Origin of the sequence: Pseudobacillus sp. FSL P4-0506 (assembly GCF_038003025.1) — a bacterium.
Taxonomy (GTDB): Bacteria; Bacillota; Bacilli; order Bacillales; family Domibacillaceae; genus Pseudobacillus.
In genome coordinates, this window is record NZ_JBBOOI010000001.1 from 1,055,780 (window position 1) to 1,080,387 (window position 24,608).

The following is a 24,608-nucleotide window of genomic DNA, read 5'->3' on the forward strand; positions in this document are numbered from 1 at the left end:
TAACTTCAGGCGTCAGCGGCTCGAGGTCATAAGCCAATCTGTTCAGAAGGCAAAAAAGCAGCCTTCCAGTCAGCTTGCTTTGTGCTTGTCGGGCCAATACAGGCGCTCACACTTTTATAACTATCCAGCTTCAGGCGTCAGCGGCTCGAGGTCATAAGCCAATCTGTTCAGAAGGCAAAAAAGCAGCCTTCCAGTCAGCTTGCTTTGTGCTTGTCGGGCCAATACAGGCGCTCACACTTTTATAACTATCCAGCTTCAGGCGTCAGCGGCTCGAGGTCATAAGCCAATCTGTCCAGAAGGCAAAAAAGCAGCCTTCTAGCCAGCTTGTCTTATGCTTGTCGCCGCTAAGCGGACGCCTTACACTTTTAAATAAAGGGGGAAACGATGTGTTAGAGGTGAAACTTCATGATATTGGAGAAGGGATGACAGAAGGCGAAATTCTTCATTATCTTGTCAAACCAGGAGATCGGGTAACGGCTGACCAGCCGCTTGTTGAAGTGCAGACTGATAAGATGGTGGCGGAATTGCCGTCGCCGGGGGCCGGTACAGTGAAAGAAATCGTTATTGATACAGGAACAACGGTCCAGGTTGGCACGACGCTACTTTATATTGAAGGAGAGGGCAGCCCGGCAGCTGCTGCTGAAGCAAAGCCAGCAGAAAAAGCAGAAATGCAAGCTGAAAAGAAGCAAGAGAAAAAGACATTTATTGCTTCTTTTAACCGTGTACTAGCCACTCCTTATACACGTAAAATTGCTCGCGATCACAATATTAATATTGAGGATGTGACACCATCTGATCCGTCGGGCCGGGTAACAGAGGAAGATGTATACCGGTTCATAAAAGGAGAACAGCAGCCACAGCAAGAAGCCGCTTCGACAAATGAACCACCTGTCTCCGCACAACAAACAACGCCTGATGAAATTCCATTCCGGGGCATGCGCAAGCAAATTGCGAAAAAGATGACAAAATCACTTTTCACTATTCCGCACGTCACGCACTTCGATGAAGTGAATATGACAAACCTGCTTAAGCTGCGCGAGGAATTAAAAGAGGCAGGTGTATCGGTATCGGTGCCCGCATTTTTCATAAAAGCCCTAGTGATCGCTTTAAAAGACTTCCCGATATTCAATGCAGAACTTGATGAAGAAAATGAAAAGATTTTGTTGAAGAAAAATTATCACATCGGTATGGCTGTAGATACAAAAGATGGCTTAATTGTTCCTGTTGTTCACGATGCCGATAAAAAATCAATCAAAACGATTCATGATGATATTAAGCGCTTGAATGAGAAAGCACGAGACGGAAAATTAGCACCGGCGGACATTCAAAATAGCACATTTACTGTCAGCAATGTTGGACCGCTTGGCAGTATCGGTGCGACGCCGATTATCAACTATCCAGAAACAGCATTAATTGCTTTCCATAAGACGAAAAAAGTACCGATTGTGAACGAAAAGGATGAAATCGTGATTGGTCACATGATGACATTATCCATGTCATTTGACCATCGCGTCGCTGATGGAGCAACCGCTGTTGCGTTCACGAACCGGTTTGCCAGCTTAATTGAGCAGCCGAACAAATTGATGCTGGAGATGATATAAATGGTTGTTGGGGAAATCAGTCAGGAAAGAGATCTTATTATTATCGGCGGCGGCCCGGGCGGCTATAGTGCAGCGATCCGGGCTGCACAGCTCGGCTTGCCAGTGACATTAATTGAGCAAGCTGATCTCGGCGGTGTTTGCTTAAATAAAGGGTGCATTCCTTCTAAGGTATTTACATATGCTGCGAAAAAGCAGGCGGAAACGGCTCATATGAAAGAGCTTGGACTCCCGACAGGAGACGGCACGTTTGATTTAGAAAAGCTGGTCTCTTACAAGTCGAAAGTGACTGAACAATTGAGAAAAGGTGTGGAAGCTCTTTGTAAAGCCAATAAGGTTGAAGTGCTAAAAGGAAAAGCAGGTTTGATTGCAGAAGACCGTGTCGGTGTCGAAAATGGCCACCAGTTTGATATTTATGTGTTCAAACAAGCGATTATCGCCACAGGAAGTACGCCAGTTTTACCCCAAGGTCTACCAAAAAATAGCGAGCGCATTTTGCTTTCTCATGAAATGTTTGATTTACAAGAGCTGCCTGAGCATTTGATCGTCTATGGCAACGACTATATTTCTTTAGAAGTAGCGACGAGTTTTCACGCTTTAGGAGCTAAGGTGACCATCCTTTTGGAACAGGCAGCTGCTTTTCCATTTGATGAGTCCATCACTAAAGAATTGAACCGATTGTTGAAGAAAAAGAAAATCAAAGCGATCAAAGAAGCAGTGATTCAGTCGGCAGAAGAAACAGAAGACGGCGTACGCGTAATGTTTACTGCCGGCGAGAAAGAAGAAGAAGTAACAGGCTCTCATTTATTTGTGGCCGGCAGCCGCCAGCCAAACGTTCAGGACTTAGGGATCAACCGCTTTGGTGTTGAGCAAACGTCTGAAGGATTTGTGAAGGTGAATGGAAACATGCAGTCTTCGGTTCCTTCCATCTATGGGATTGGCGACGTTACTGAGGGGCCGCTTTTAGCGGTGAAAGCGATCAAGCAAGGAAAGGCGGCAGTGGAAGCAATTGCTGGCGGCAAGCCGGAAGTCGATTTGACGTTTCTTCCAACGATCGTTCATTCCGTTCCGCCGATTGCCTCAGCTGGCTTAACTGAACAGCAGGCACGCGAACTCGGAATAGATATTCGTGTGGGCCAGTTTGCCCTTGGTGGCAATGGCTATGCAATGATTACTGGTAAAAAAGATGGCTTTGTTAAGGTGATTTCTGATGTTTCTAATGAAATCGTCCTTGGAATTCACATGATCGGCGAAGGAGCAGTTGAGCTATCCAGCACGTTTGTCCAATTGCTTGAAATGGCTGCCAAAGAGGAAGATGTGAAATTTCCGGCCTACGCGCACCCAAGCTTCAATGAAGGATTGCTTGAATCGGCTGAAGGCCTTATTGGCCAGGCGATTCACATGGTGCCAAAAAAATAAAAACTGCTTAATAAGCGGCTGTTCCAATTTAGGGAATAGCCGTTTTTGGTTTTTACTGAAAAGAGATGCAAATCCACTGTATATCTAATAGAATAGAAGAAAAGCTTATTGCAAGCTACAAGCTGATAGAATGGAAAATAGACTTCGTCTACACTCTGAAGCTTTAATATTATGAACAAGGCAGGTGAACTTTATGAAAACGGCAATTGTAACGGACAGCACCAGCTATCTTTCGAAAGAGTTGCGTGACCAGTTGCATATACATATGATCCCATTAAGTGTGGTTATTGGGCAGGAGACTTATAGAGAAGAAGTAGATATTCAAGCAGGGGACTTTTATGAAGTCGTCCGCACGCAAGAAAAGCTGCCGACAACGACACAGCCGCCTATTGGCGAGTTTGTTAAATTGTATGAACAGCTGCTAGAGCAAGGGTATGAGGCAGTGGTAGGTGTTTATTTATCAAGCGGGATTAGTGGTACTTACCAGACATCCCTCGCAGCGGCCGATCTGGTGGAGGGGCTAACGGTTCGCTCTTTTGATTCAGAAATTAGTTGCGGCCCCCAAGGATTTTATGTACTTCGAGCCGTAGAACTCGCCCGTGAAGGGAAAGGGCCGGATGATATTATTCAAGAGCTGGAAAAAATGCGGTCGTCCGTTAAAGCATATTTTGTTGTAGACGACTTGAACCATTTGAAGCGCGGCGGCCGTCTAAGCAGTGCGCAAGCTTTGATCGGCGGGCTCTTACAGGTTAAGCCGTTGCTTCAGTTCGTGGACAAAGTTATTGTTCCGTTTGAAAAAATCCGCACGAGCAAAAAAGCACTGAAGCGGGTGGCGGACCTATTTGAAGAAGACTACGAAAAAGGTGAGCCGCTGGAAGCCGTCATTATTCATGCTAACAGAGAAACGGAAGCTCGCCGCTGGATCGGAGAGCTGGAGGAGCGTTTTCCTAATGCCTCATTTTCCATCAGTTACTTCGGGCCTGTTATCGGCACTCATCTTGGCGAAGGCGCCCTTGGATTTGGCTGGACGAAGAAGCGAGATTAATTTGTTTGGCTAATAAAAGCGTGGATTCAGACGATAAAATGAATCTTTGGAGAATAAGCCTTCCTTTTTGATCTTAAATAAAACTTCTTGTTTCATAAACTTTATTGTTCCGGTAAAACAAACAAGCAGCTAACAGGTTTGTGATCTATGAAAAATAGAGGGGGGAGTTTTATGTTTGACATTTCAACTCTGAGTACATTTGTAGTGGTCGTTATCGGTCTCTTTTTAATCCCGGGGCCCGCTGTTTTTCTTACAATTACCCGAACAGCGCAGGGAGGCCAAAAAGCAGGCATTATGGCAGGGGCAGGCATTGCCACTGGTGATTTTATTCATACGGTGTGCGCAGCTGTAGGGCTGTCTGCTATCCTGATGACGTCTGCGCTTGCTTTTAATATCGTTAAACTAGCAGGAGCCGCTTATTTGCTCTACATGGGAATTAAAGCCATATTGGAAAAATCAGCTGATGCAGCGGCACCTGCAGCGACTCCTGTTTCAACGCTGAGTGTATACAGTCAAGCTATCGTCGCTGAAGTGCTCAATCCTAAAACAGCTCTTTTCTTCTTAGCGTTCTTGCCGCAGTTTGTCCATCCTGAACAGGGAACACCGATCATCCAGTTTTTAGTTCTCGGTTTAATCTTTGTGCTGATGAGCATTACCTATACCACGCTGATTGCTGTAGGCATACGGCCGCTCGGAAAATTGATCAAACGGATTTCCTGGATAGGCCGTTGGAGCGGAAAAATTGTTGGAACGATTTACATTGCACTCGGTTTAAAGGTTGCTTTTCAAAGCCGATAACGCAGCAATGAAAAAAGCTCTCCCTTCTCTTAAGGGAGAGCTTTTTGCTTACTCAGCAAGCAAATCTAATTCATCTTTTGGCAATTCATTAAGATCGAGCTTTGCCTTCTTTTCTTTTGAGCTTGCAGAAATAGGTTTAACGATATCACCAAATCCTTGCTGTTCGAGAAGCATGATAATTTGCGACTTAATAGGGATATTATTATCAACCAGATATTGAGCTTTAGAGCGGATCATCGCATCGAAAATCGTACTGCGCCCTATGCCGTTTTCCTCAAAAGCTGTTTGTGAAAGCAGCAAGTCCATTAATGTCAGCCAATCATAGTCATTGCCAGTAAATTGCAGCTTGCCGTTTACTTGATACCATAAATCGCCGTTGGAGCGGATCCATCGTGGGTAAAGGTTTTCAATCCCCGCTTTTAACTCACGGGCTGTTTTTAAATACGTCGGATCTTTCGTCTGTTTATATGTTTCTAGTAGAAATCTCATTTCGCCTAAAGCATGGTTAAGCGATACGTGTGTTTTTTGACTGCCTTTTGCATAATAGTCAGCAATTAAATGACTAGATGATGTGACTTGAATAATGTTGCCGATTTCCTTTTGCTTCACGAGAAAATCCGCATAGCGAAGATTCGCTTCAGACAGTTGCGGAATATTCAGGCTTTCTGCGGCGTTTTTCAAGAATAGCGCAGCATTTTCATTATGGCGCGTATCCACATAAGGAGCGGTCGTTCCATAAGCATTTTTAAGCCAGGTGCTCGTATACTCCGTTTTGAAAATCGGTGTCTTGCCTGCAGAGATTATTCCGCCAGAGAAAACATCAAGATCGGCAATAGCATTTACTACAAGGTCTTCAAAGTAACGTTCTTTGTTCCCTTCGTAAGCTGTTAAATAAATGCCTCCCTGCAATCGGCCGATATTACGTCCGTATCCCATTTTGTAACCAGGTTCAATCGACCATGGCAGCTTTGTATAAGCTCCATCCGCCGTTAACCAGTTATTAATCGACGTATACTCTTTAATCGATCGCTTAAACCACTCATCTCGATTGTTGTTATCGGCAAACAGTCGTTTGTCGGAAAGCAATACCCAATTTTCAGAAACCGCTTTTCCTTTAACAGACATATTTACATGGGTAGTGACAAGGTTTCGCTCAGTATCCGTGTATACTTGATGGCTTTCATATTCATTGAGCAGCTCACGGAGAACAGAGCGTTGTCCATTGGCATAATTCGTTTGGCGATCAAGAGAAATGTAGTTTTTGCCGATCATCATTTCATTGACCACCGTATTGCCTTTTTTCACTGATAAAATGCCGACTGGATGCGACGTTTTATCAACGCCGAACGTATCGTCATGCTTTTGATCTACCTGGCCGAACGTATTATATTTAGCCAGTGAATAGCTATTCGACTGCTGGAATGGCACAATGACCGAGGCAGAGTACGTGTTGTCGCCGTTATGGATGAATTTTGTAAAGACGAATACATCGCCATTCTCCAGCTTCCTCAGCGTCACTCTCAAGGAGCCAAGCGGCTTAGAGGCGTTCCCCATATGATAGTAATAATGATAGTCTGTCGAGCGAATGTGCACATCTGTCGTACGCTTATTGTATGTAAGAGGCACACCGCGTGTATTCATTCTTACTTTAATATATTGGTAGTCATTGACTGGAACGACAACCTCTGAGGAATCGATCGGCTTAGGAATCGTAATCGGATCTTTGCTTCCAGAGAATAAATCAAGCTTTTCCATCAATCGATACACAAACACGGCTGATTCACCGCGTGTAGCAATTTTCTTCGGTAAAAAATAATTATCTGCTGTTCCTTTAATGAGTCCGTAATGAGTCATGCGCTGTACAGATTCATAGGCGTACCGGGTAATATCTGCTGCATCCTTATACGTGAGTGCAGCTTTTGTTGGGTACTCTCCTTTTAGCTGCATGGCCCGATCAAGCATAACAGCTACATCCGAACGTGTGACCGGATCATTGGCGAGCGCATAGCCCTCGGCATTTCCTAAAAGTAGCCCCGCTTTTTTCGCTGCTGCAATGTCTTTATATAAATTGCTGCCGGAAGGAACATCCTTGAAAGCAGAATCCCCGGGTGGCAGATCCAAGGCCCGAACCAAAAATGCAATAAACTGTCCTCTTGTTACTTGAGCATCTGGCCGGAATGTTCCATCATGATAGCCGTTAATGACACCGGCATCGACAAGCGTCTGGATTTCTTTCGCAGCCCAATGATTCTTGGCATCATTGAATACTTGAGCAGACGCTTGAACCGTTAACGTAAAAAACAAAACGATCACGGTCAGGCTCGCTAGTAATTTTTTCATAATTTCCCCTTTCCCGATGGAATTTTTAACCCTTGACATTATATCATATTAGCAATTCCTTATCATAGGAAGCTAATGGAAAAGATCAACTTACATGATAGTATAAGTATGTACTTGTTTAAAAGGGAAAAAAGCCCCCTTTAAATAAGAAGTCATATATAATAGAAGAAACTCTACCAATAAGGAGATGAAATGATGAGTTCCTCAAATATATCCTCTTCGCTGGTTTCCTTTCTTTCCGGCCGCCTCCTCCTTGAAGAAGAAGTTCCTTTCCTTCTGCCAGTTTCTTCGCATATTCAGAAGCTTCCCGGCATTTCAAAAAAACATCAATATTTTTACTGTGAACGCTGCGGGAATAATAAAAAAGAGCGGTTTGCCGTTTTTCCCTGTGCCCGCTGCCGAACAATTTGTCCGTATTGCCGCCACTGTCTCATGATGGGACGTGTTGCTGGCTGCTCTCGGCTCATTTATTGGACAGGTCCTGAGCCGCCGTACGAAGGCGACGGCGTTCTTCAGTGGATAGGCCAGCTGTCAGAGGGACAGTCCGCTGCCTCGCAGGCAGTCATTCAGGCAATTCAGGATGATGAAGAACAGCTGATTTGGGCGGTGTGTGGAGCTGGAAAAACAGAAGTACTGTTTGCTGGGATTGAGTCAGCGCTGCTTGCGGGCAAGCGAGTGTGCATCGCCACACCGCGGACGGATGTTGTTCTTGAGCTTGCCCCGCGCCTGCAAAAAGTGTTTCCAAATGTTTCTGTTGCCGCTTTGTACGGCGGCAGCTCCGATCGCCACTTGCATAGCCCGCTCGTTGTTTCTACTACTCACCAATTGCTTCGTTTTTTCAAGGCATTCGACGTCATGATTGTTGATGAAGTGGATGCGTTTCCCTACTCTTATGACCCCTCCTTGCAACGGGCTGTACAAAAGGCTCGGAAATCTCCTTCTTCACTCATCTATTTAACTGCCACTCCTCATGAAACATGGCAAAAAGACTGTCTAAAGGGAAAAAGGCCATTCGTGAAAATCCCTGCCCGCTTTCACAGACAGCCGCTGCCAGTCCCTGTACTTAATTGGAGCGGAAACTGGAAAAAAGCCATTAAAAAAGGGAAACTGCCTATCCAAGTGAAGGAATGGGCGATGAAACGCCTGCAAGCGAAGAAACAGGCGCTCCTCTTTTTTCCGCATATTGACTCCATGCAACAGGCCCTCCCGTTATTTCAACAGCTCGATCCCTCGATTGACGCCGTTCATGCAGAAGACCCTGACAGGAAGGAAAAGGTTAATTCCATGCGTGAACAAAAGCTGCCTCTCTTGCTGTCAACGACAATTTTAGAGAGAGGGGTAACGTTTCCCAATATTGATGTGGCTGTCATCGGCTCAGAAGATGACATATTTACCGAAAGTGCGCTCGTACAAATTGCGGGCCGTGCTGGCAGGAGCGCCGACTTTCCGGAGGGAGAAGTTCGCTTTTTCCACTATGGGAAAACAAAAGCCATCGTTCAAGCAGTCGGTCACATTCGCCAAATGAATAAAGAAGGATTAGAGAAGGGGTGGCTGGACAGGTGAACATTTGTCTCTTATGTGCTGAAGAAATGAGTAGAAGTTTAGGGTGGCGCCAGTTTTTCTGGCTGGAAGAGCCGCCTGTCGTTTGTAAAGAATGCCGGCAGACTTTTGAAAAAATAGCAGGTGAAAGCTGCCGGAGCTGCTCTCGTCCGCTAGCCATGCTTGATCCAGCTTTTGTTATGGACGGTGTTTGTCTCGATTGTCTCCGCTGGGAAGAAGATCCGCTTTATCAGAATACATTGGCCAGTAATTATTCACTCTATACGTATAACGATGCGATGAAGGAATTTATTGCCCGTTTTAAATACCGTGGAGACTATATACTCGCTAAAGTATTTGCGAATGAAATAAAAAAAGCGGCAGAAAATATCGTGCATGATCTTGTGATTGGCGTGCCGCTCAGTAAAGAGAGACTTTATGAACGAGGCTTTAATCAGGCGGAGGCTCTGGCCCGAGAGGCAGGGCTCGAAACCCTCCATATTCTTGAGCGCTTTCACTCTGAGAAGCAGTCAAAAAAGTCACGCAGGGAACGCCTTCGGTCTTCACAAGTTTTTCAGATTAGAGAAAAATCGTCCATTTGTCATAAAAAAATTCTTATTATCGACGATATATATACTACAGGCTCTACTCTCAGGCAAGCTGCCTTTCTATTAAAGCAGGCGGGGGCAGCGGAAGTACGGGCACTCACGCTGGCCAGAGGGCAGGGGATCTGAGAGATCGTTGGAGGTATCGAGATATGGGAGAAATCGTTAACTGTTCGCGTTGCGGCGAGCTTTATATGGAAAATACTTTTCGTGATGTCTGTCCAAAATGTGCAAAAGAAGAAGAGCAAATGTATGAGATCGTATATAAATTTTTACGCCAGCGGGAAAATCGGGCAGCTACGATTGAACGGGTTGTGGAAGTGACAGGAGTAAGTGAATCACTTATCCATAAATGGATGAAAAAAGGCCGACTCCATGCAGCCCATTTTCCGAACCTCGGCTATCCATGCGACCGTTGCGGAGCTATTATTAATAAAGGTAAAATATGTCGAAATTGCACGGGCGACATTGAAAGCGAGTTAGAGCAAATCCAGCGTCAGGAAGCATTTGAAGCGAAAAAGCAAGAGCATGATAAGCAAACGACATATTATGCGGCGAATAAAAGAAATTAAAAAGAGTATAGTATATAAGACCTAGAAAACTTTTTTAGCCGGCAAAAGACATGTGAATAAAATTGATAAAAACCGCCTATGAATCCGCTGTTAACTTTTTTTCTGAAAAACCGATATAATGGATAATCAAATGAGAAATTCGGAAAAAAAGAAAGCGAGGGATCAACAGACGTGAAAATTAACCAATCTGGCGTATCGGGCATCAACCCATACCAAAAGCAGCTGAACAAAGTGCAAGGGACGAAACAAGCGGCTAAGGCGCCAAAGGATAAACTGGAAATCTCTGCAGCGGCGAAAGGCATGCAGGAAGTGTCTAAAATGACAAAAGAACGAATGGAAAAAATCGCAAGCCTGAAACAACAGGTGGCGAAAGGTGAGTACCAGCCGCAACCGGAGAAAATCGCTGAAGGCATCGTGAAGTTTTATAAGAAATAATGAGAGCGGCACATCGTTTGTGCCGCTTTAAGAAAGCAGAGGGGACATCATGGCTGCACATAAGCTGATTGATGTATTGGATAAATTGGACCGCCTGCATGTGCTACTGCTCGAACTTGCGGTTAAAAAAACAGATGTGATTAAGAAAAATGATATGGACGGGCTGGATCAACTGCTTAAGGATGAGCAAAAATTCGTGGCAGCCATTCATACAATGGAACAGGAACGACAAAGAGCTGCTGCTGTACTAACAGGTAATAACGAATCGACTATGACAGAATGCATCGCAAAGTTGGAAGCAAATGAAAAAAATGCTTTATTGTCTTTACAAAGCACTCTGCATGAAACAATCAAACGGCTGAAGGAACAAAATGAATTAAACCAGCAATTGATTTATCAATCATTGCAGTTCGTTAACTTGAATTTGAGTATGATTAATCCACAGCCTGAGCAACCGACTTATACTCATCCGGCCCGTTCCGGTGCACAGCACAAAAAGCAATCGATGTTTGATTCACAAGCATAATTGATGATAAGCAAAAGAACGGAGGCTTTACTATGCGCTCAACATTTATGGGGCTAGAGATAGCAAAACGCGGTATGAATACGCAGCAAGGCGCTCTCTATACAACAGGCCACAATATTGCAAATGCAAACACGCCCGGCTATACACGGCAACGGGTTAACTTTGTTCAAACACAACCTTACCCAGCCGCTTCAATGAACAGACCACAAATTCCTGGACAGATGGGAACGGGTGTAGAAGCCGGGTCTATTCAAAGAGTGAGAGAGAGTTTTTTAGATCTTCAATATAGAAATGAGAATAATAAATTAGGATATTGGGAGTCTAGAGCTACTGCTTTAAGTAAAATGGAAGATATTATGAATGAGCCAAGTGAAAATGGCCTTTCTGCTGTAATGGGAGAGTTCTGGCAGTCCCTACAGGATCTGAGTGTCCACCCAGAAGATGAAGGTGCGCGTAAAGTTGTTTTACAGCGTGGTCAAGCAGTAGCGGATACTTTTCACTACTTATCCGATTCACTGAATGGGATAAAAAAGGATTATGGTGCTCAAGTAGATGCTAGTGTAAAGGAAATTAACTCGCTTCTAGAGCAAATTGCTAACGTTAATAAGCAAATTGGAGAAATTGAGCCCCATGGATACTTGCCTAATGATTTATACGATGAGCGTGATCGCCTAGTTGATGAGCTTTCTCAGTATATAAATATCGAGGTTGAGAGAAAGGATTCAGGGGGTAACCCTTCTCCTTTAGCTGAAGGGTTGTATGAAATTAAGCTAGTAAATAATGATGGTTCAAAATCTACATTAGTCTCAAAATCAAACTTTGGTAAAATTAGTGATACTGGAGTCAAAGATGGCAATCCAGAAAGTATCAGTACTCTTGAGGTTATTGATAGTGAAGGTAACAGCAAGAGTATTACAGTTCCGGACTTTTCCCAAGGTAAGCTTCGAGGTTTAATGGAAGCTTACGGTTATGAAGATAATGGGGGAAGCAAGGGAATTTATATCGAAATGCTGAATGATTTAGATAAAATGGCCACTGCGTTTGCCAATGCATTTAATGCTCAGCATAGAGAAGGTCATATTTTAGATAAGAATAATTCCCCATCGGCCAAAGGCAGTGACTTTTTTACGATTAATTCTGGAGAGCGTCCTGCTAAAGGGCTTATCCTTGCTATTAAAAACACGAATGAAATTGCTGCATCAGCAGATGGTACGAGCGGTAACGGGAAAAATGCCATTGAGTTAGCTGGTATTCAAGGGGAAGCTACGCCAGAACTAGGAAATGCGACAATTAATTCCTTCTATGAAGGAATGATTGGAAAGTTGGGAGTAGATGCGCTGCAAGCAAATCGGCTTACTGCCAACAGTGCTGTTCTCCGACAATCAGTAGATGAAAGAAAGCAATCCGTCAGCTCAGTGGCGTTAGATGAAGAAATGACAAATATGATTAAGTTTCAACATGCCTATAATGCAGCAGCACGAAATATTACTGTTGTAGATGAAATGCTTGATAAGATTATTAACGGCATGGGAACTGTAGGAAGATAAGGCGGTGATTAAATAATGCGCGTAACACAATCGATGCTTTCTAATAATATGCTCCGTAATTTAAGCAATAGCTATTCCCGTTTAGGTAAATATCAAGAGCAAATTACAAGTCAGAAAAAAATCAACCGACCGTCGGATGATCCGCTTGTAGCTATGAAGGGGATTACTTATCGGCGTAATTTGCAAGAGGTGCAGCAATACCAGAGAAATTTCGGTGAAGCGTATAACTGGGTGGATAACGCAGATTCAAGTTTAGATAAGGCAGGATTAGCTTTAGACCGGATTCGCGAGTTAACTGTTCAGGTCAGCAATGATACGTATGACGCCACTCAACGTAAGGCGGCAGCGGAAGAGATTAAACAGTTGAGGAATCATTTGGTGAATATAGCCAATACAAAAGTGGGGGAAAAGTATCTTTTTAATGGGACAGATACGTTAAAGGCTCCTGTTACAGATGGCACACCTCCAACCTTTAATTCGCCGCGTAATAATGGAGATGTAGAATTAGAATTATCAAAAGGAATCTATATACCCGTAAACGTTAAGCCTGAAGAAGCTTTTGATAGCAATCTCTTTAAAGAGATTGATGACTTGATTACCACACTAGAAGATCCTTCTAAGTCTGGAAGTGAAGTTGGACAGTATTTAGAAGTAGTTGATAAACATAAAGCTAACGTTTTAAACGCTCGTGCCGACTTGGGAGCACGAGCAAATCGTATTGAATTAATGGAAGACCGTGTAGATACGCAGGAGGTTATTTCGACAAAGGCAATGTCTGAAAATGAAGATATCGATTTTGAAAAAGTAATTACAGAATTGATAGCACAGGAAAGTGTTCATCGAGCCGCCCTGTCAATAGGTGCTCGCATTATTCAGCCGAGTTTAATGGATTTTCTAAGATAAGAACAAAGCTATCTAACAAGATAGCTTTTTTTCATAAAAGAGAAATCAAGATTTGGTTGGTGAGTTGAACAACAACCGTTTATACTTTTAAGTGAGGTGAGGAGCTATGCAGTTACCACAGATACGATTGCAATCGAGATTTGCTCAAATAGAACTCAACACCAAACCAGCTGAACAGTCAATCGAGCAACCGAGGGCAGAATTAGACCTTCAACAGCCGCCGGCAGAAATGACAATCGACCGTACACCATCTAAATTGTCTATTGACCAAACCCAGGCATGGGAGGACATGGATTTAAAGCATATTTTTCGAAGGATTGAAGAATATGCGAACAATGGTTATCAAGACTGGCTTTCAGGTCTAGGCCGGAGAGCTGGAGACGGCGATCAATTAATGAGGATTGAAAATGATGGGAACCCAATTGCCAGTCAAGCTAAAACAAATAGCGAGAAACCGGTATACTCATTTAATATTGGGTTTATTCCTTCTCCTTTTAGTGTAAAGGTTAATTTTGAACCCTCCAAATTAAATATAGAATGGAATATCAATAAGGTGATGAATAATACAAAAGCACAAAAGCCAGTTGTTAACTATCAACCAGGTGAGGTAACGACAAGTTTAAGGCAGCCATCATCTTTAAAGGTAGATTTTACAAACTTACAGTTTAAAGGAATAAATTATGAACAAGAAATATAAAAAAGGAAGGGCTAACATGGAGATCCAAACGAAATATCATGGGAATATTACAGTTGAGAATAAAGATATTTGGCACTTTGATAACGGAATTCCTGGTTTTGATTCAGAAAAGCGATTCACACTCTTACCCTTACCAGACAATGAGATTTTTTATATTTTGCAGTCCGTTCAAACTCCTGATTTAGGATTTGTAGTTGCTAACCCATTTGCTTTTTTTGAAGACTACGATTTTACGCTGGAAGACTCTGTCACGGAACAGTTAGAACTTGAAACGACTGAAAACGTACAAGTTTTTGTGATTTTGACGGTAAAAGAGTCTTTTCAAGAAACAACTGCTAACCTTCAGGCCCCTCTTATACTTAACTATAAAAACAAAAGGGGAAAACAGGTCATTTTAAATAATACAAACTATAGAACAAGGCATGCCATTTTCCCTGAGACACAAGAGAAGAAGGGGTGAGACGATGTTAGTCTTGACACGTAAAATAGGTGAGTCAATTAAAATAGGCACTGATATTGAAATTACTGTTTTAGCCGTCAAAGGAGATCAAATAAAGCTTGGTATAGAGGCACCCAAACACGTAGAGATCCATCGGAAAGAAGTGTATCTCACCATTCAGGAAGAAAACCAATCAGCTTCAAAGGATGTAAAAGGATTGCTTGAGTTGCTGAACCATAAAAAGGGCAATTAAAGAATTCCGTTTTAAGGTAACAAAGTAAAATCTCCTCTGTGGAAGTATTTACGGGTTGACTTTCAAACTAATTATTTTCTTTTATTTGCTTTATTTAAGTCAGTAAAAATAAAAAAGATTTTTTCTCTAAATTTGTTAAATAAATTTATTTCCTTGCCGATATTATTAGTGTAACAGGGAACAACAAGGCGGCCGACTTGAAAGTCCTTGTGAAACAATTTTTATCAAAAGTTCACATGGAAGTGAACGATATATTCAAGGAGGAAATTAAAAATGAGAATTAATCACAATATTTCAGCGCTTAACACATATGGTCGTTTAAGCCAAAACACCGGCGCAGCACAAAAAAGTATGGAAAAATTATCTTCTGGTCTTCGCATTAACAAAGCTGGCGACGATGCTGCTGGTCTAGCAATCTCTGAAAAAATGAGAGCGCAAGTTCGTGGCTTGGACCAAGGTTCTAAAAACGCACAAGATGGTATTTCTTTAATTCAAACAGCAGAAGGCGGTTTGAACGAAACTCATGCTATTCTTCAACGTATGCGTGAATTGGCTGTTCAATCTGCGAATGATACAAATGTAACTCAAGACCGCAGTGCATTGAACAAGGAATTTGATCAGTTATCTGAAGAGATTAATAGAATCAAAGATAAATCTACATTTAATACACAAGGCCTGTTTAAGGGAGCCAGCGGAGATGAAATTAATTCCTCTGGTAAGTTAGTTCTTCAAGTGGGTGCAAACAAAGGTGATGAAATCACTCTTGATTTAACTACTTCGGGAGTAAATTTAACAAACGTAGCCACTACTGCTTCTGGATTAGACATCAGCACATTATCTGGTGCTCAAAATGCAATCAGTGGTCTCGATTCTTTAATTAAAACTGTTTCTGAAGGGCGTTCTTACCTTGGTGCAATGCAAAACCGCTTAGAACATACTATCACAAACTTAGATAATGCTGCTGAGAACTTAACTGCTGCTGAGTCTCGTATTCGTGATGTTGACATGGCGAAAGAGATGATGGAATTCACTAAGAATAATATTCTTTCTCAAGCTGCCCAATCTATGCTTGCTCAAGCGAACCAACAACCACAAGGCGTTCTTCAATTACTACGTTAATAATAGTGATTTTACAAAAGGCCCCGCTATAGCGGGGCCTTTTGTATTTCTATAAAAAGTAATAAAAAAATTGTAAGGCTTATATTATTTTAATTTTTATACATACGAATAAAGAATTTGAAGATAATTAGATTTTTTATTCTAAAATTCATAGAGTTTTATCTGTAGTTAGTTGAGTAAAAGGAATGCATTATACTAACTGTAGTGTAAATAAAGGAAAGTTTATGAGAAGTAAACAATCTTTAGTTAGACACCGATAATAACACTGTAGGGGTAATAAGTTAATTGAAAATCTAATAATAGCATTTCAAATAATCTTAACTTCAATAAAACAACATTTTTACTTTATTTTGAAATCGTGAGTTAAAAGCAAAGGGTCTCAACGAATGATGTATAGTTATATAAAGTTAAATAATAAAAAGAACTTTTCACTTTGTAAAATGGTACATGTAAGTTCATAAGGAAATAAGTGTAGTTAATCATAGACTCAAAGGAGAATCATAATATGGAAATTTATATTGATGGAAGGGTTTTTTATTTAGAGAATAAATCATTAGAGAAAGTAGGGGAGTTAATTGAAAATGAAACTCAAAACCAAAACAAGCTAGTAAGTCACTATTTATTAAATGGGGAGGAATATTATGATTTTGAAGAAGTCATTAATAGAATCTCCTTAGGAAAATTTGAAGTTATACTTAAGACACGAGAAGAGCTGATATGTGAGATTCTTAACTCCATCTATAAGTATTTAGAAAGAGCGTTGCCAGAAGTTCAATTGTTAGCAGATGAATTTTATTCTGAAATTAGTGATGAAACTTGGAATAAAGTGACTGATTTACTGGAGGGAGTTGAGTGGATTTATCAAGCAGTTCAGTCGGCAAGATCTGTAAATGTACAAGGAGTGAATTTTGTTACGATTGACTCGCTATTGCAAGATTTACAGGCTAGCTTCCCAGACCTAGAACAAGGGCTTGTTACCCAAGATTCACTAAGTATTGCGGATTTAATACAGTATGAAATGAAACCTATTTTAGAAGAATTAAAAGAACAATTAAGAAGCTTGATAAATATAGAGGGAGAAGGCCATGTTAGCTGATAATCAATCCTTTGTTCAAAAATTCATCCCGAACTTTCTCGATCAATCTGCAATTGATTTGAAAGATCATATAGAGGTTGAAAACAGTAGGGCTGGGTTTCCTACTATAAAAGTAAGAAGAGACGAAAAAGAATTTTATCTGCATAGTAAATACAATCCATTAGAAGAGGCAGAAAGAATTATCCAGAAATATAGTGAGAAAATAGAAAAAAGTAACCATGTGCTATTTTATGGAATCGGAATGGGATTCCATATAGACTTATTTATCAGGAAATTTCCCGATAAAGCTTTTACTCTTTACGAATCCCAACCTCAGGTTTTAAAGAGCTTACTGGAAGAAAGAAATATAAGTCACTGGTCAGAGGGAAGACTTCAGGAATTCTTTGTTGAGTTCTCAATGGAAAAACAGAATAGTTTTATCTATCGCTTTCTAGAGAAAATAAATGATGAAGTCACTCTTATTGTTTTACCAGCCCATGAGCGGCTTTTTAAAGAAGAATATAAAATGTTCTCCAGTAAACTTTCTGAGGGGATAAAAAACTGGAAAAATCATTTGCATGTTAATCTTGCTTTCCAGAAGCGTTGGGTTCTTAATGGTTTAAAAAATTTCTCTCGTGTATTAGTTACGCCAAATTTTCTACATGATGTCAAAAAAGAATGGCTTAAAGAGAGACCAGCCATTATTGTTTCAGCAGGCCCTTCTTTAAGCGATGATTTAGAAGAAATTAAACATATAAAAGATAATCGACTAGCATATATTTTTGCAGTTGGATCGGCAGTTAATGGTTTAATCGAGTATGGTATTTATCCTGATGCAGCCTTTACTTATGATCCGAAAGAAGAAAATTATAAAGTATTTGAAAAGATAGTAGCTGCAAACCTTTCGTCTATTCCTCTGATATTTGGCTCAAGTGTGGGGCATGAGACTCTTCAAAGCTATCCTGGTGAAATGTTACATTTTATAACTAGTCAAGATTCAATTGGTGCTCGTTATCTAGTCAGGGAAGATGATGAAAACATCATATCGATAAATGATTCGCCAAGTATTGCGGTTATTACATTTCAAATACTTAGTAATTTGGGTTGCAATCCTATTATCTTATCTGGGCAAAATTTGGCTTATAGAGATAAAAAGTGGTATGCAAAAGAGGTTATGAATCTTGAAGTAAGTGAAGAAGCTAACAAGGAAGCTATACTTGTTGAAAGTGTAGAGGGTAAAATGGTTGAGACCAATGAAGACTTTAATAGGATGAGGTTAGCCCTTGAATCCTATATTGAAAAAAATCCGTCTATACAAGTTATAAATACTACTGTCCAAGGTGCCGCTATTAAGAGAACGAGGTTTATGGAGATAAAAGAGGTTATAAATCAATATTTAACTGAGTATTTACCAGTGAGTTTTGATGAGATAATTCGAAATGCACAGGCTGGATACGATATAGACAAAGTGACAGAAGACTTCAATAATCAAAAGAATAGAGAAGATTTAAAAGAAGCTTATCGCCAAGCTAAAAGAATTTTAGACAAATTACAGTATGAATTAAAAGTAACTAGAAACTTTGGAAAAGTGCAGCAACAGTATATTAAGTTCATTAACCATCTAAAGAAAATTTTAGATAACGAATGTTTTATTGTTTTTATTATGCCGATTATGCAAATACAGTTTAACTTGTTTGTTCAAGGTCTAAATGATCTTCATTTAAGGAAAAATATTATAGAAGAGATAGAAACTAGTTTACCGTTTTATATTAAGTTTTTAGAGGGAATAAAGTCCTCTATGGATGTTATTTTACCGGTTTATCAAGAAGTTTCTCAGGAGCTTGCTTCTGCCCAAATAAAATAATTAATTGGTGAGGAAATTATGAGTAATGTTATTACAATACGTGGAAGAAAAATAGGAGTAGATTATAAACCTCTTGTTATACCTGAAATTGGTATCAATCATGAAGGAGATATGAAAAAAGCTATTCAGATGGTGAATGATGCATATGAAGCTGGAGCAGAGATTGTGAAATTCCAATCTCATATCATTGAAGATGAAATGATCCCAGCTGCAGGTAATGTAATCCCCGGGAACGCTAAAGAGTCCATATTAGAAATTATGTCTAGGTGTGCTTTGACATTGGAGGAAGAGAAAGAATTAAAACAATACGTAGAAAGTAAAGGCATGATATTTTTAAGCACACCTTTTTCTAGAGCGGCGGCTAATCATTTAGAGTCACTCGATGTTGATGCATATAAGATAGGTTCTGGTGAATGTAATAACTATCCGTTAATTGATCATATTGCTTCCTTTGGTAAACCTATCATTCTTAGTACCGGTATGAATTCCATCGAGTCGATAAAGAAATCGGTTGAAATATTAGAGAAACGCAATGTTCAATATGCCTTATTACATTGTGTCTCTATGTACCCTACGCCATATGATAAGGTAAAACTTGGTGCTATTCGTGATTTAGAACAGAACTTTCCGAATGCAGTGCTAGGGTTGAGTGATCATTCAATAGGTAACTATACCTGTTTTGGAGCTGTACCATACGGGGCAAGAATACTAGAAAAACACTTTACTTCAAATAAAAATTGGCCAGGCCCAGATGTACCAATTTCATTAAACCCTGTTGAGCTTGAGGATTTAATCAAGGGAACAGAAGCTATTTGGCAATCTCTTGGCGGAAGTAAAGAAATACAGCGGGAAGAGAAAGTAACGATTGACTTTGCTTATGCTTGTGTTGTTTCTATTAAGCCAATTAAAAAGGGGGATAAGCTCTCTAAGGATAATATCTGGGTGAAGCGTCCAGGAACTGGTGAAATCAAGGCTGTGGATTTTGAGAGAATATTAGGTCAAACAGCTATGGAGAATATTCCTGTGGATACTCAACTTTCATGGAATATGGTGAGTAAATAAATGAAATCTAGAAAAGTAGTATTCTTAACTGGAACTCGCGCAGATTATGGGAAATTAAAATCCTTGATGTGCGAAATAAAAAGGCATAAAGAATTTGAGCTTCATATTTTTGTTACAGGTATGCACATGCTTTCAAAATATGGATCAACTTATATGGAAGTAGAAAAAGATGGATTCGATAACATTTATAAGTTTGTTAATACAAAGATTAATCAAGGAATGGATATCACTCTCAGTAATACAATCCTTGGCTTCAGCAATTATGTGTCCGAGTATCAACCGGATTTAATTGTTGTTCATGGTGACCGAGTAGAAGCTTTGGCTGGTGCGATTGTCGGAGCCTTAAATAATATTAAAGTCGCTCACATAGAGGGTGGAGAAGTTTCAGGAACGATAGATGAATCAATTAGACATGCTATTACTAAATTTGCACATATTCATCTTGTATCTAATGAGGAAGCAAAAAAGAGAATCATTCAGCTTGGTGAAAGAGAAGATTCTGTCTTTGTAATAGGGTCACCCGATATTGACATTATGTTTAGTGATTTCTTGCCTACACTTGAAGAAGTCAAGGAACATTATGATATTGAATTCGAAGAATATGGGATTTTGATGTATCATCCTGTTACTACCGAATTGGATAAACTTAAAAAAAATGTTTCGGAAGTTGTAGATGCTGTGATTAACTCAGAAAAAAACTATATTGTTGTTTATCCAAATAATGATGAAGGAAGCAACACTATTTTGGATGAGTTTGAAAGGTTTAAAGACAACAAGAAGTTTAAGTGTTTTCCCTCAATTCGTTTTGAATCATTTTTAACTCTGCTTAAATACAGTCTATTTATGATTGGGAATTCCAGTGCAGGAATTCGAGAAGCAAGCGTTTATGGAATTCCTTCTATCGATATAGGAAGTAGACAGGAAGGAAGATACGACCCTTTGCTATCAAAGAGTATTGTGCATGTTAATGAAGACAGCAACGAAATCTGTAAAGTTATTAAAAAAATTAAATTTGATAAAAGTGAACAATATTCTCTCTATGGAAAGGGAAAGAGTTTTATTGAGTTTATGAAAGTAATGAACAACGAAGATATTTGGATAAAGAATTTTCAGAAGAAGTTTATCCCATTTATTTCTCAAACTCAAGGGTGATTATGCATGTATAAAGGTAAAAGATTTCTTGCGATTATACCTGCACGTGGAGGAAGTAAAGGTATACCTAAAAAAAATATTTATAAAATCAATGGGAAGCCTCTAATTTATTACTCTATTCATGAAGCTCTAAAATCAAATTTTTTGGATAGAGTAATAGTTTCTACTGATAGTGAAGAAATCGCTCAAGTATCTAAGTTTTATGGAGCTGAGGTCCCTTTTATAAGACCATTAGAATTAGCGACAGATACATCAAAAACAATTGATGTCTTATTACATGCTATTGAGCAATGTGGAAATAAAAACGATAATTACGATTATTTAGTTTTATTACAGCCGACGCAACCTCTAAGAAAAAGTTTTCACATTGATAAAGCAATTAAAAAAATTGTTGATTGTCATCAAAAGTCGTTAGTAAGTGTTTCAAAAGTAAAAGAACATCCGATCTTAATGCGTACTATTTCAAAAGAGGGTTTTCTTGAAAATATACTAAATATTGACAGTACCGTAAGAAGACAAGACTTCCCGGATTTTTATAAGGTTAACGGAGCGATTTATATAAATAAGATTGATGATAGCTTTACCTCTAAAACTAGTTTAAATGATAATAATTTCCCCTTTATAATGGATGAGAAATATGATCTAGATATTGATACTTTTGAAGATATTGAACAATTTAAACTGAGGAGTTAGCCTGTTTTTTATAGCTTTAAAAAATATCAAATGTAAAGGGGGAATTATTTTGGAAAATATAGCCTTGTGTACTATTATGTCTCTAATTCTGATTGGAAGGGAATTGTACCACTAAAAACGGAAGATTTTATAAAACAAATTGAATGGTTGGCTTGCAATTATAATATAGTAAGTCTAGAAGAGTTAAAAAGCAAGAGGAAAAGAAATAATTTTAAAACGGTAGAAATACAGAAATATTTAAGTGACAAGGGACAATAAAAAGGAAAAGTGGCTAGATACACAAAGTATTTTAATCGCACCGATTAAAATACATATGCTTGAGTTTTGTTGAAGTTATCGATATAGGACTAAGTTAGGAGTAGTTAAAAGAATCTAAGAAGTGTACAAAAAAGATAATCAAAAGAAATTTTTGTAAGGGATCTTTTAAAAATCGATTTTATCTTTTCTAAAAAGCAGAGAATACTCTCTGCTTTTTTATTGAATTTCTTTTTATGTCATTAAGAAATTTTTTCCTAAACCGATATAATAGATAGCTACGAAAACAACAAGAATCCAATACAAGGATCGATAGATACGTCTATGCTGTTTAATTATCTTGAGATGTAAAGGTTTCAGAGAAGTAGATAAAGAAACAGAAGTGGGAAAGTCAGTGACTGATACTTGTAATAGACTTAAGATCATATGAAAAGAGTACAAATACTAACTGTAGCTAACATAAAAATTGAAGAATCTAAAAAGATTTAATTGTGGAAAATAGTGGATATATAATAAAGAGTATTAAAAATAGTACATAGAAGGATTTAAGGAGTGAGTTAAAATGGCTATGCGTATTAGTGGTTTGGCTAGCGGTATGGATACCGAGTCAATTGTAAAGGATTTGATGAAGGCGGAAAGAATGCCGCTTGATAAATTAAAGCAGAAAAGACAATTGCTTCAATGGCAGCGTGATGACTATCGGGCAATGAATACGTTGCTTCTAGATTTTCGAAGCGAATTAACCAAGATGAAGCTATCTTCTACTTACCGTTCTAGAACAACTTCCTCAACGAACGAAGCATTGGTCAGTGCTGTAGCAAGCAGTGGAGCCGAGAAAGCTTCCCATACCGTTTCTAGTGTACGGCAACTAGCCGGTTCCGAAAGAATTTTGAATGGAGGATCAGTTACCCTTGATCCTGCCAAGGGCTTATTTGGTCAGTCAAGCGTTCCAGATGCTACATGGAGACAGGGGGCCATTGAAACGAAATCAATTGTAGCTGATGGGGTTACAAAAGACTTTTCTGTAGGAGTGCCAGCAGAAAATCTTCAAGATTTTTCTTCCTGGAGTGTAAAAGTAAATGGTAAAGGCTATAAGGTGGTCGATAGCGCTACTTGGAATGACGCGACAATAAATAATGACAATAACGTTTTTATTGATACAAATGGAGTCGTTCATTTTAAACAAAATGTAGCTCAGGATAGTTCTGTACGAATCGACTACATTGCTAAAACTAAAACAGATACAGCAACGTTAGCTTATAACTCTAAATCTATTCAACTCTCGAAGGGGTCTGTAGATACAGTTAGTTCTTTTGTTCTTAAGAAAGATGGAGCCGTGGCGCAAGCATATGATGTAGATGCTAATGGAAATGTATTTAAAAAAGACAGCACAGATCAAGTAGGAACGTTAGATAAGCAAACCGGTAAAGTTAGTTTTATTGATGGTAAGATAGACTTACCGCCTAATCCGGAGGATCTTCCTGCCGGAACAGAAGGTCCTAAATTTACCATGGAGGTTACTTACAATCAAAATTACACAACATTTAGTCTAGATACTTCTACTTCCAAAGGTGCCATGCACGAGAATTTCCTTGTACAGGGCAATGAATCAATTAACCAACTAAGCAATCGAGTGAATGGATCGAATGTTGGAGTGACACTGTTTTATGACCAGCAGTCGGGAAAAATGACGCTGAATCGTACGGAAACAGGGAAGTTTGCGTCGAGTGGCAATGATATTGTTACAAACGGTTCATTGATCAATGATGTATTTAAATTTGGATCTAATACGACTGTAACGTCTGGTCAGGATGCCATATTAACGATAAATGGGGTTGATACTACACGCAAGTCAAATACTTTTGAGATGAATGGCGTAACATTTACGCTAAAACAAACTTTTAACACCGATCCGAGCAACCCGACGACAACCCCTGTTGGTGTTAATATCAACAATGATAGTACTCAAGTGTTTGATAATATTGTTAAGTTTGTTAATAAGTATAATGAATTAATTGATAAAATCCAGAAGAAAACGGGTGAGGAAAAGTACAGAAGTTACGCACCGCTCACTGATGAACAACGTGAGTCTCTTTCTGATAAGCAACAAGAACAGTGGGAAGAAAAAGCCAAGAGCGGTTTGCTGCGGAGAGATCCTATCCTTTCTAGTGTTTTGAGTGATATGCGTATGGACTTTTATCAGCCAGTCAGCAATGATAATGTTTCTGGTTTATATAATCAATTATCAAAAATAGGAATTACTACTACAAATGATTACACATCAGGCGGAAAGCTTACTATCGATGAAACGAAGTTAAAGAAGGCATTAGAGGAAGATCCTCAGTCTGTGGAAAGCTTGTTTACGGGTGAGGGGGCTACAGAAGCTCAACAAGGAATCATACATCGGCTGTATGACTCAGTCTCTAAAACAATGAATAAGATAAATGATAAAGCGGGTGCTTCGTACTATACAACGAAAATGTATTCCATGGGGCAACAACTAGATGACATGGAAAATAGAATTGACCGATTTGAAGACCGAATGAAACAAGTCGAAGACCGTTACTGGCGTCAGTTCACTGCCATGGAAAAAGCCATTCAGCGAGCGAATGCGCAATCAGCCCAAATGCTGCAAAGCTTTGGTGGATAAGTTTAAGAAAGCAATTACTTAA

General features: G+C 39.6%; 22 protein-coding genes. 21 read left to right on the top strand and 1 reads right to left on the bottom strand.

From position 1 onward, the window contains the following. Positions 1–386: 386 nt before the first annotated feature. The 4 genes from MKZ02_RS05065 to MKZ02_RS05080 all read left to right on the top strand — a co-directional run bounded on the left by MKZ02_RS05065 (position 387) and on the right by MKZ02_RS05080 (position 4,860). Positions 387–1,601: a dihydrolipoamide acetyltransferase family protein gene (locus tag MKZ02_RS05065; protein ID WP_340852215.1), complete on the top strand. Its 1,215-nt coding sequence runs from the start codon at positions 387–389 to the stop codon at positions 1,599–1,601. Continuing rightward, positions 1,602–3,017 carry a dihydrolipoyl dehydrogenase gene (gene lpdA / locus MKZ02_RS05070; protein WP_340852216.1) on the top strand — a complete coding sequence of 472 codons (1,416 nt, stop codon included), beginning with the start codon at positions 1,602–1,604 and terminating at the stop codon, positions 3,015–3,017. It abuts the gene before it with no gap. Positions 3,018–3,210: 193 nt separating this feature from the next. Further along, complete coding sequence (locus MKZ02_RS05075) at positions 3,211–4,062, top strand: DegV family protein (protein WP_340852218.1); 852 nt, start codon at positions 3,211–3,213, stop codon at positions 4,060–4,062. A gap of 171 nt (positions 4,063–4,233) precedes the next feature. Next, a complete protein-coding gene (locus MKZ02_RS05080) occupies positions 4,234–4,860 on the top strand; it encodes a LysE family translocator (protein ID WP_340852220.1) in 627 nt (208 codons plus the stop codon). A 48-nt stretch (positions 4,861–4,908) separates the two neighbouring features. Here MKZ02_RS05080 and MKZ02_RS05085 read toward each other — a convergent pair whose 3' ends face one another. Then, positions 4,909–7,200, bottom strand: a complete 2,292-nt coding sequence (locus MKZ02_RS05085) for an S-layer homology domain-containing protein (protein WP_340852221.1) — start codon at positions 7,198–7,200, stop codon at positions 4,909–4,911. Positions 7,201–7,392: 192 nt separating this feature from the next. Here MKZ02_RS05085 and MKZ02_RS05090 point away from each other — a divergent pair, with 192 nt between their 5' ends. From MKZ02_RS05090 to fliD, 17 genes are all read left to right on the top strand, one after another. Then, positions 7,393–8,763, top strand: a complete 1,371-nt coding sequence (locus tag MKZ02_RS05090; RefSeq protein WP_340852223.1) for a DEAD/DEAH box helicase — start codon at positions 7,393–7,395, stop codon at positions 8,761–8,763. 26 nt (positions 8,764–8,789) lie between these two features. Next, positions 8,790–9,473 (top strand): ComF family protein, encoded by a 684-nt coding sequence (locus MKZ02_RS05095; RefSeq protein WP_340852225.1) that lies wholly within the window; start codon positions 8,790–8,792, stop codon positions 9,471–9,473. Between the two features lie 23 nt (positions 9,474–9,496). Next, positions 9,497–9,916 carry a TIGR03826 family flagellar region protein gene (locus MKZ02_RS05100; RefSeq protein ID WP_340852227.1) on the top strand — a complete coding sequence of 140 codons (420 nt, stop codon included), beginning with the start codon at positions 9,497–9,499 and terminating at the stop codon, positions 9,914–9,916. Positions 9,917–10,087: 171 nt separating this feature from the next. Continuing rightward, entirely contained in the window at positions 10,088–10,351 is a 264-nt protein-coding gene (gene flgM, locus MKZ02_RS05105; protein WP_120034901.1) for a flagellar biosynthesis anti-sigma factor FlgM, read from the top strand. Positions 10,352–10,400: 49 nt separating this feature from the next. Beyond that, positions 10,401–10,877, top strand: a complete 477-nt coding sequence (locus MKZ02_RS05110) for a flagellar protein FlgN (RefSeq protein WP_340852229.1) — start codon at positions 10,401–10,403, stop codon at positions 10,875–10,877. 32 nt (positions 10,878–10,909) lie between these two features. Then, positions 10,910–12,424 carry a flagellar hook-associated protein FlgK gene (flgK, locus tag MKZ02_RS05115; protein WP_340852231.1) on the top strand — a complete coding sequence of 505 codons (1,515 nt, stop codon included), beginning with the start codon at positions 10,910–10,912 and terminating at the stop codon, positions 12,422–12,424. A 15-nt stretch (positions 12,425–12,439) separates the two neighbouring features. Continuing rightward, positions 12,440–13,327 carry a flagellar hook-associated protein FlgL gene (gene flgL, locus MKZ02_RS05120; RefSeq protein ID WP_340852232.1) on the top strand — a complete coding sequence of 296 codons (888 nt, stop codon included), beginning with the start codon at positions 12,440–12,442 and terminating at the stop codon, positions 13,325–13,327. Positions 13,328–13,433: 106 nt separating this feature from the next. After that, the gene (locus MKZ02_RS05125) at positions 13,434–14,024 is read left to right on the top strand and encodes a DUF6470 family protein (protein ID WP_340852234.1); all 591 of its coding nucleotides are present in this window, start codon (positions 13,434–13,436) and stop codon (positions 14,022–14,024) included. Positions 14,025–14,040: 16 nt separating this feature from the next. Next, positions 14,041–14,484, top strand: a complete 444-nt coding sequence (gene fliW / locus MKZ02_RS05130; protein ID WP_340852236.1) for a flagellar assembly protein FliW — start codon at positions 14,041–14,043, stop codon at positions 14,482–14,484. Positions 14,485–14,488: 4 nt separating this feature from the next. Then, positions 14,489–14,716, top strand: coding sequence for a carbon storage regulator CsrA (csrA, locus tag MKZ02_RS05135; RefSeq protein WP_120034889.1), 228 nt, complete (start codon positions 14,489–14,491; stop codon positions 14,714–14,716). A gap of 273 nt (positions 14,717–14,989) precedes the next feature. Next, positions 14,990–15,835, top strand: coding sequence for a flagellin N-terminal helical domain-containing protein (locus MKZ02_RS05140; protein ID WP_120034887.1), 846 nt, complete (start codon positions 14,990–14,992; stop codon positions 15,833–15,835). A 505-nt stretch (positions 15,836–16,340) separates the two neighbouring features. Continuing rightward, complete coding sequence (locus tag MKZ02_RS05145) at positions 16,341–16,931, top strand: hypothetical protein (RefSeq protein ID WP_120034885.1); 591 nt, start codon at positions 16,341–16,343, stop codon at positions 16,929–16,931. Further along, complete coding sequence (locus MKZ02_RS05150) at positions 16,921–18,774, top strand: motility associated factor glycosyltransferase family protein (protein ID WP_340852241.1); 1,854 nt, start codon at positions 16,921–16,923, stop codon at positions 18,772–18,774. Before MKZ02_RS05145 ends, MKZ02_RS05150 begins: the two co-directional genes overlap by 11 nt. 18 nt (positions 18,775–18,792) lie before the next feature. Beyond that, positions 18,793–19,836, top strand: coding sequence for an N-acetylneuraminate synthase family protein (locus tag MKZ02_RS05155; RefSeq protein ID WP_340852243.1), 1,044 nt, complete (start codon positions 18,793–18,795; stop codon positions 19,834–19,836). Continuing rightward, on the top strand, positions 19,837–20,988 hold the full coding sequence (gene neuC, locus MKZ02_RS05160; RefSeq protein WP_340852246.1) for a UDP-N-acetylglucosamine 2-epimerase: 1,152 nt from the start codon (positions 19,837–19,839) through the stop codon (positions 20,986–20,988). Positions 20,989–20,994: 6 nt separating this feature from the next. After that, the gene (locus tag MKZ02_RS05165) at positions 20,995–21,681 is read left to right on the top strand and encodes an acylneuraminate cytidylyltransferase family protein (RefSeq protein ID WP_340852248.1); all 687 of its coding nucleotides are present in this window, start codon (positions 20,995–20,997) and stop codon (positions 21,679–21,681) included. Between the two features lie 817 nt (positions 21,682–22,498). Then, entirely contained in the window at positions 22,499–24,586 is a 2,088-nt protein-coding gene (gene fliD, locus MKZ02_RS05170; RefSeq protein WP_340852250.1) for a flagellar filament capping protein FliD, read from the top strand. The last annotated feature ends 22 nt before the right edge of the window (positions 24,587–24,608 follow it).

Coding starts and splice junctions, on each gene's coding strand:
- lpdA (WP_340852216.1), top strand. CDS start 1,602: ATGGTTGTTGGGGAAATCAGTCAGGAAAGAGATCTTATTATTATCGGC.
- MKZ02_RS05075 (WP_340852218.1), top strand. CDS start 3,211: ATGAAAACGGCAATTGTAACGGACAGCACCAGCTATCTTTCGAAAGAG.
- MKZ02_RS05080 (WP_340852220.1), top strand. CDS start 4,234: ATGTTTGACATTTCAACTCTGAGTACATTTGTAGTGGTCGTTATCGGT.
- MKZ02_RS05085 (WP_340852221.1), bottom strand. CDS start 7,200: ATGAAAAAATTACTAGCGAGCCTGACCGTGATCGTTTTGTTTTTTACG.
- MKZ02_RS05090 (WP_340852223.1), top strand. CDS start 7,393: ATGATGAGTTCCTCAAATATATCCTCTTCGCTGGTTTCCTTTCTTTCC.
- MKZ02_RS05095 (WP_340852225.1), top strand. CDS start 8,790: ATGAGTAGAAGTTTAGGGTGGCGCCAGTTTTTCTGGCTGGAAGAGCCG.
- MKZ02_RS05100 (WP_340852227.1), top strand. CDS start 9,497: ATGGGAGAAATCGTTAACTGTTCGCGTTGCGGCGAGCTTTATATGGAA.
- MKZ02_RS05110 (WP_340852229.1), top strand. CDS start 10,401: ATGGCTGCACATAAGCTGATTGATGTATTGGATAAATTGGACCGCCTG.
- flgK (WP_340852231.1), top strand. CDS start 10,910: ATGCGCTCAACATTTATGGGGCTAGAGATAGCAAAACGCGGTATGAAT.
- flgL (WP_340852232.1), top strand. CDS start 12,440: ATGCGCGTAACACAATCGATGCTTTCTAATAATATGCTCCGTAATTTA.
- MKZ02_RS05125 (WP_340852234.1), top strand. CDS start 13,434: ATGCAGTTACCACAGATACGATTGCAATCGAGATTTGCTCAAATAGAA.
- fliW (WP_340852236.1), top strand. CDS start 14,041: ATGGAGATCCAAACGAAATATCATGGGAATATTACAGTTGAGAATAAA.
- csrA (WP_120034889.1), top strand. CDS start 14,489: ATGTTAGTCTTGACACGTAAAATAGGTGAGTCAATTAAAATAGGCACT.
- MKZ02_RS05140 (WP_120034887.1), top strand. CDS start 14,990: ATGAGAATTAATCACAATATTTCAGCGCTTAACACATATGGTCGTTTA.
- MKZ02_RS05145 (WP_120034885.1), top strand. CDS start 16,341: ATGGAAATTTATATTGATGGAAGGGTTTTTTATTTAGAGAATAAATCA.
- MKZ02_RS05150 (WP_340852241.1), top strand. CDS start 16,921: ATGTTAGCTGATAATCAATCCTTTGTTCAAAAATTCATCCCGAACTTT.
- MKZ02_RS05155 (WP_340852243.1), top strand. CDS start 18,793: ATGAGTAATGTTATTACAATACGTGGAAGAAAAATAGGAGTAGATTAT.
- neuC (WP_340852246.1), top strand. CDS start 19,837: ATGAAATCTAGAAAAGTAGTATTCTTAACTGGAACTCGCGCAGATTAT.
- MKZ02_RS05165 (WP_340852248.1), top strand. CDS start 20,995: ATGTATAAAGGTAAAAGATTTCTTGCGATTATACCTGCACGTGGAGGA.
- fliD (WP_340852250.1), top strand. CDS start 22,499: ATGGCTATGCGTATTAGTGGTTTGGCTAGCGGTATGGATACCGAGTCA.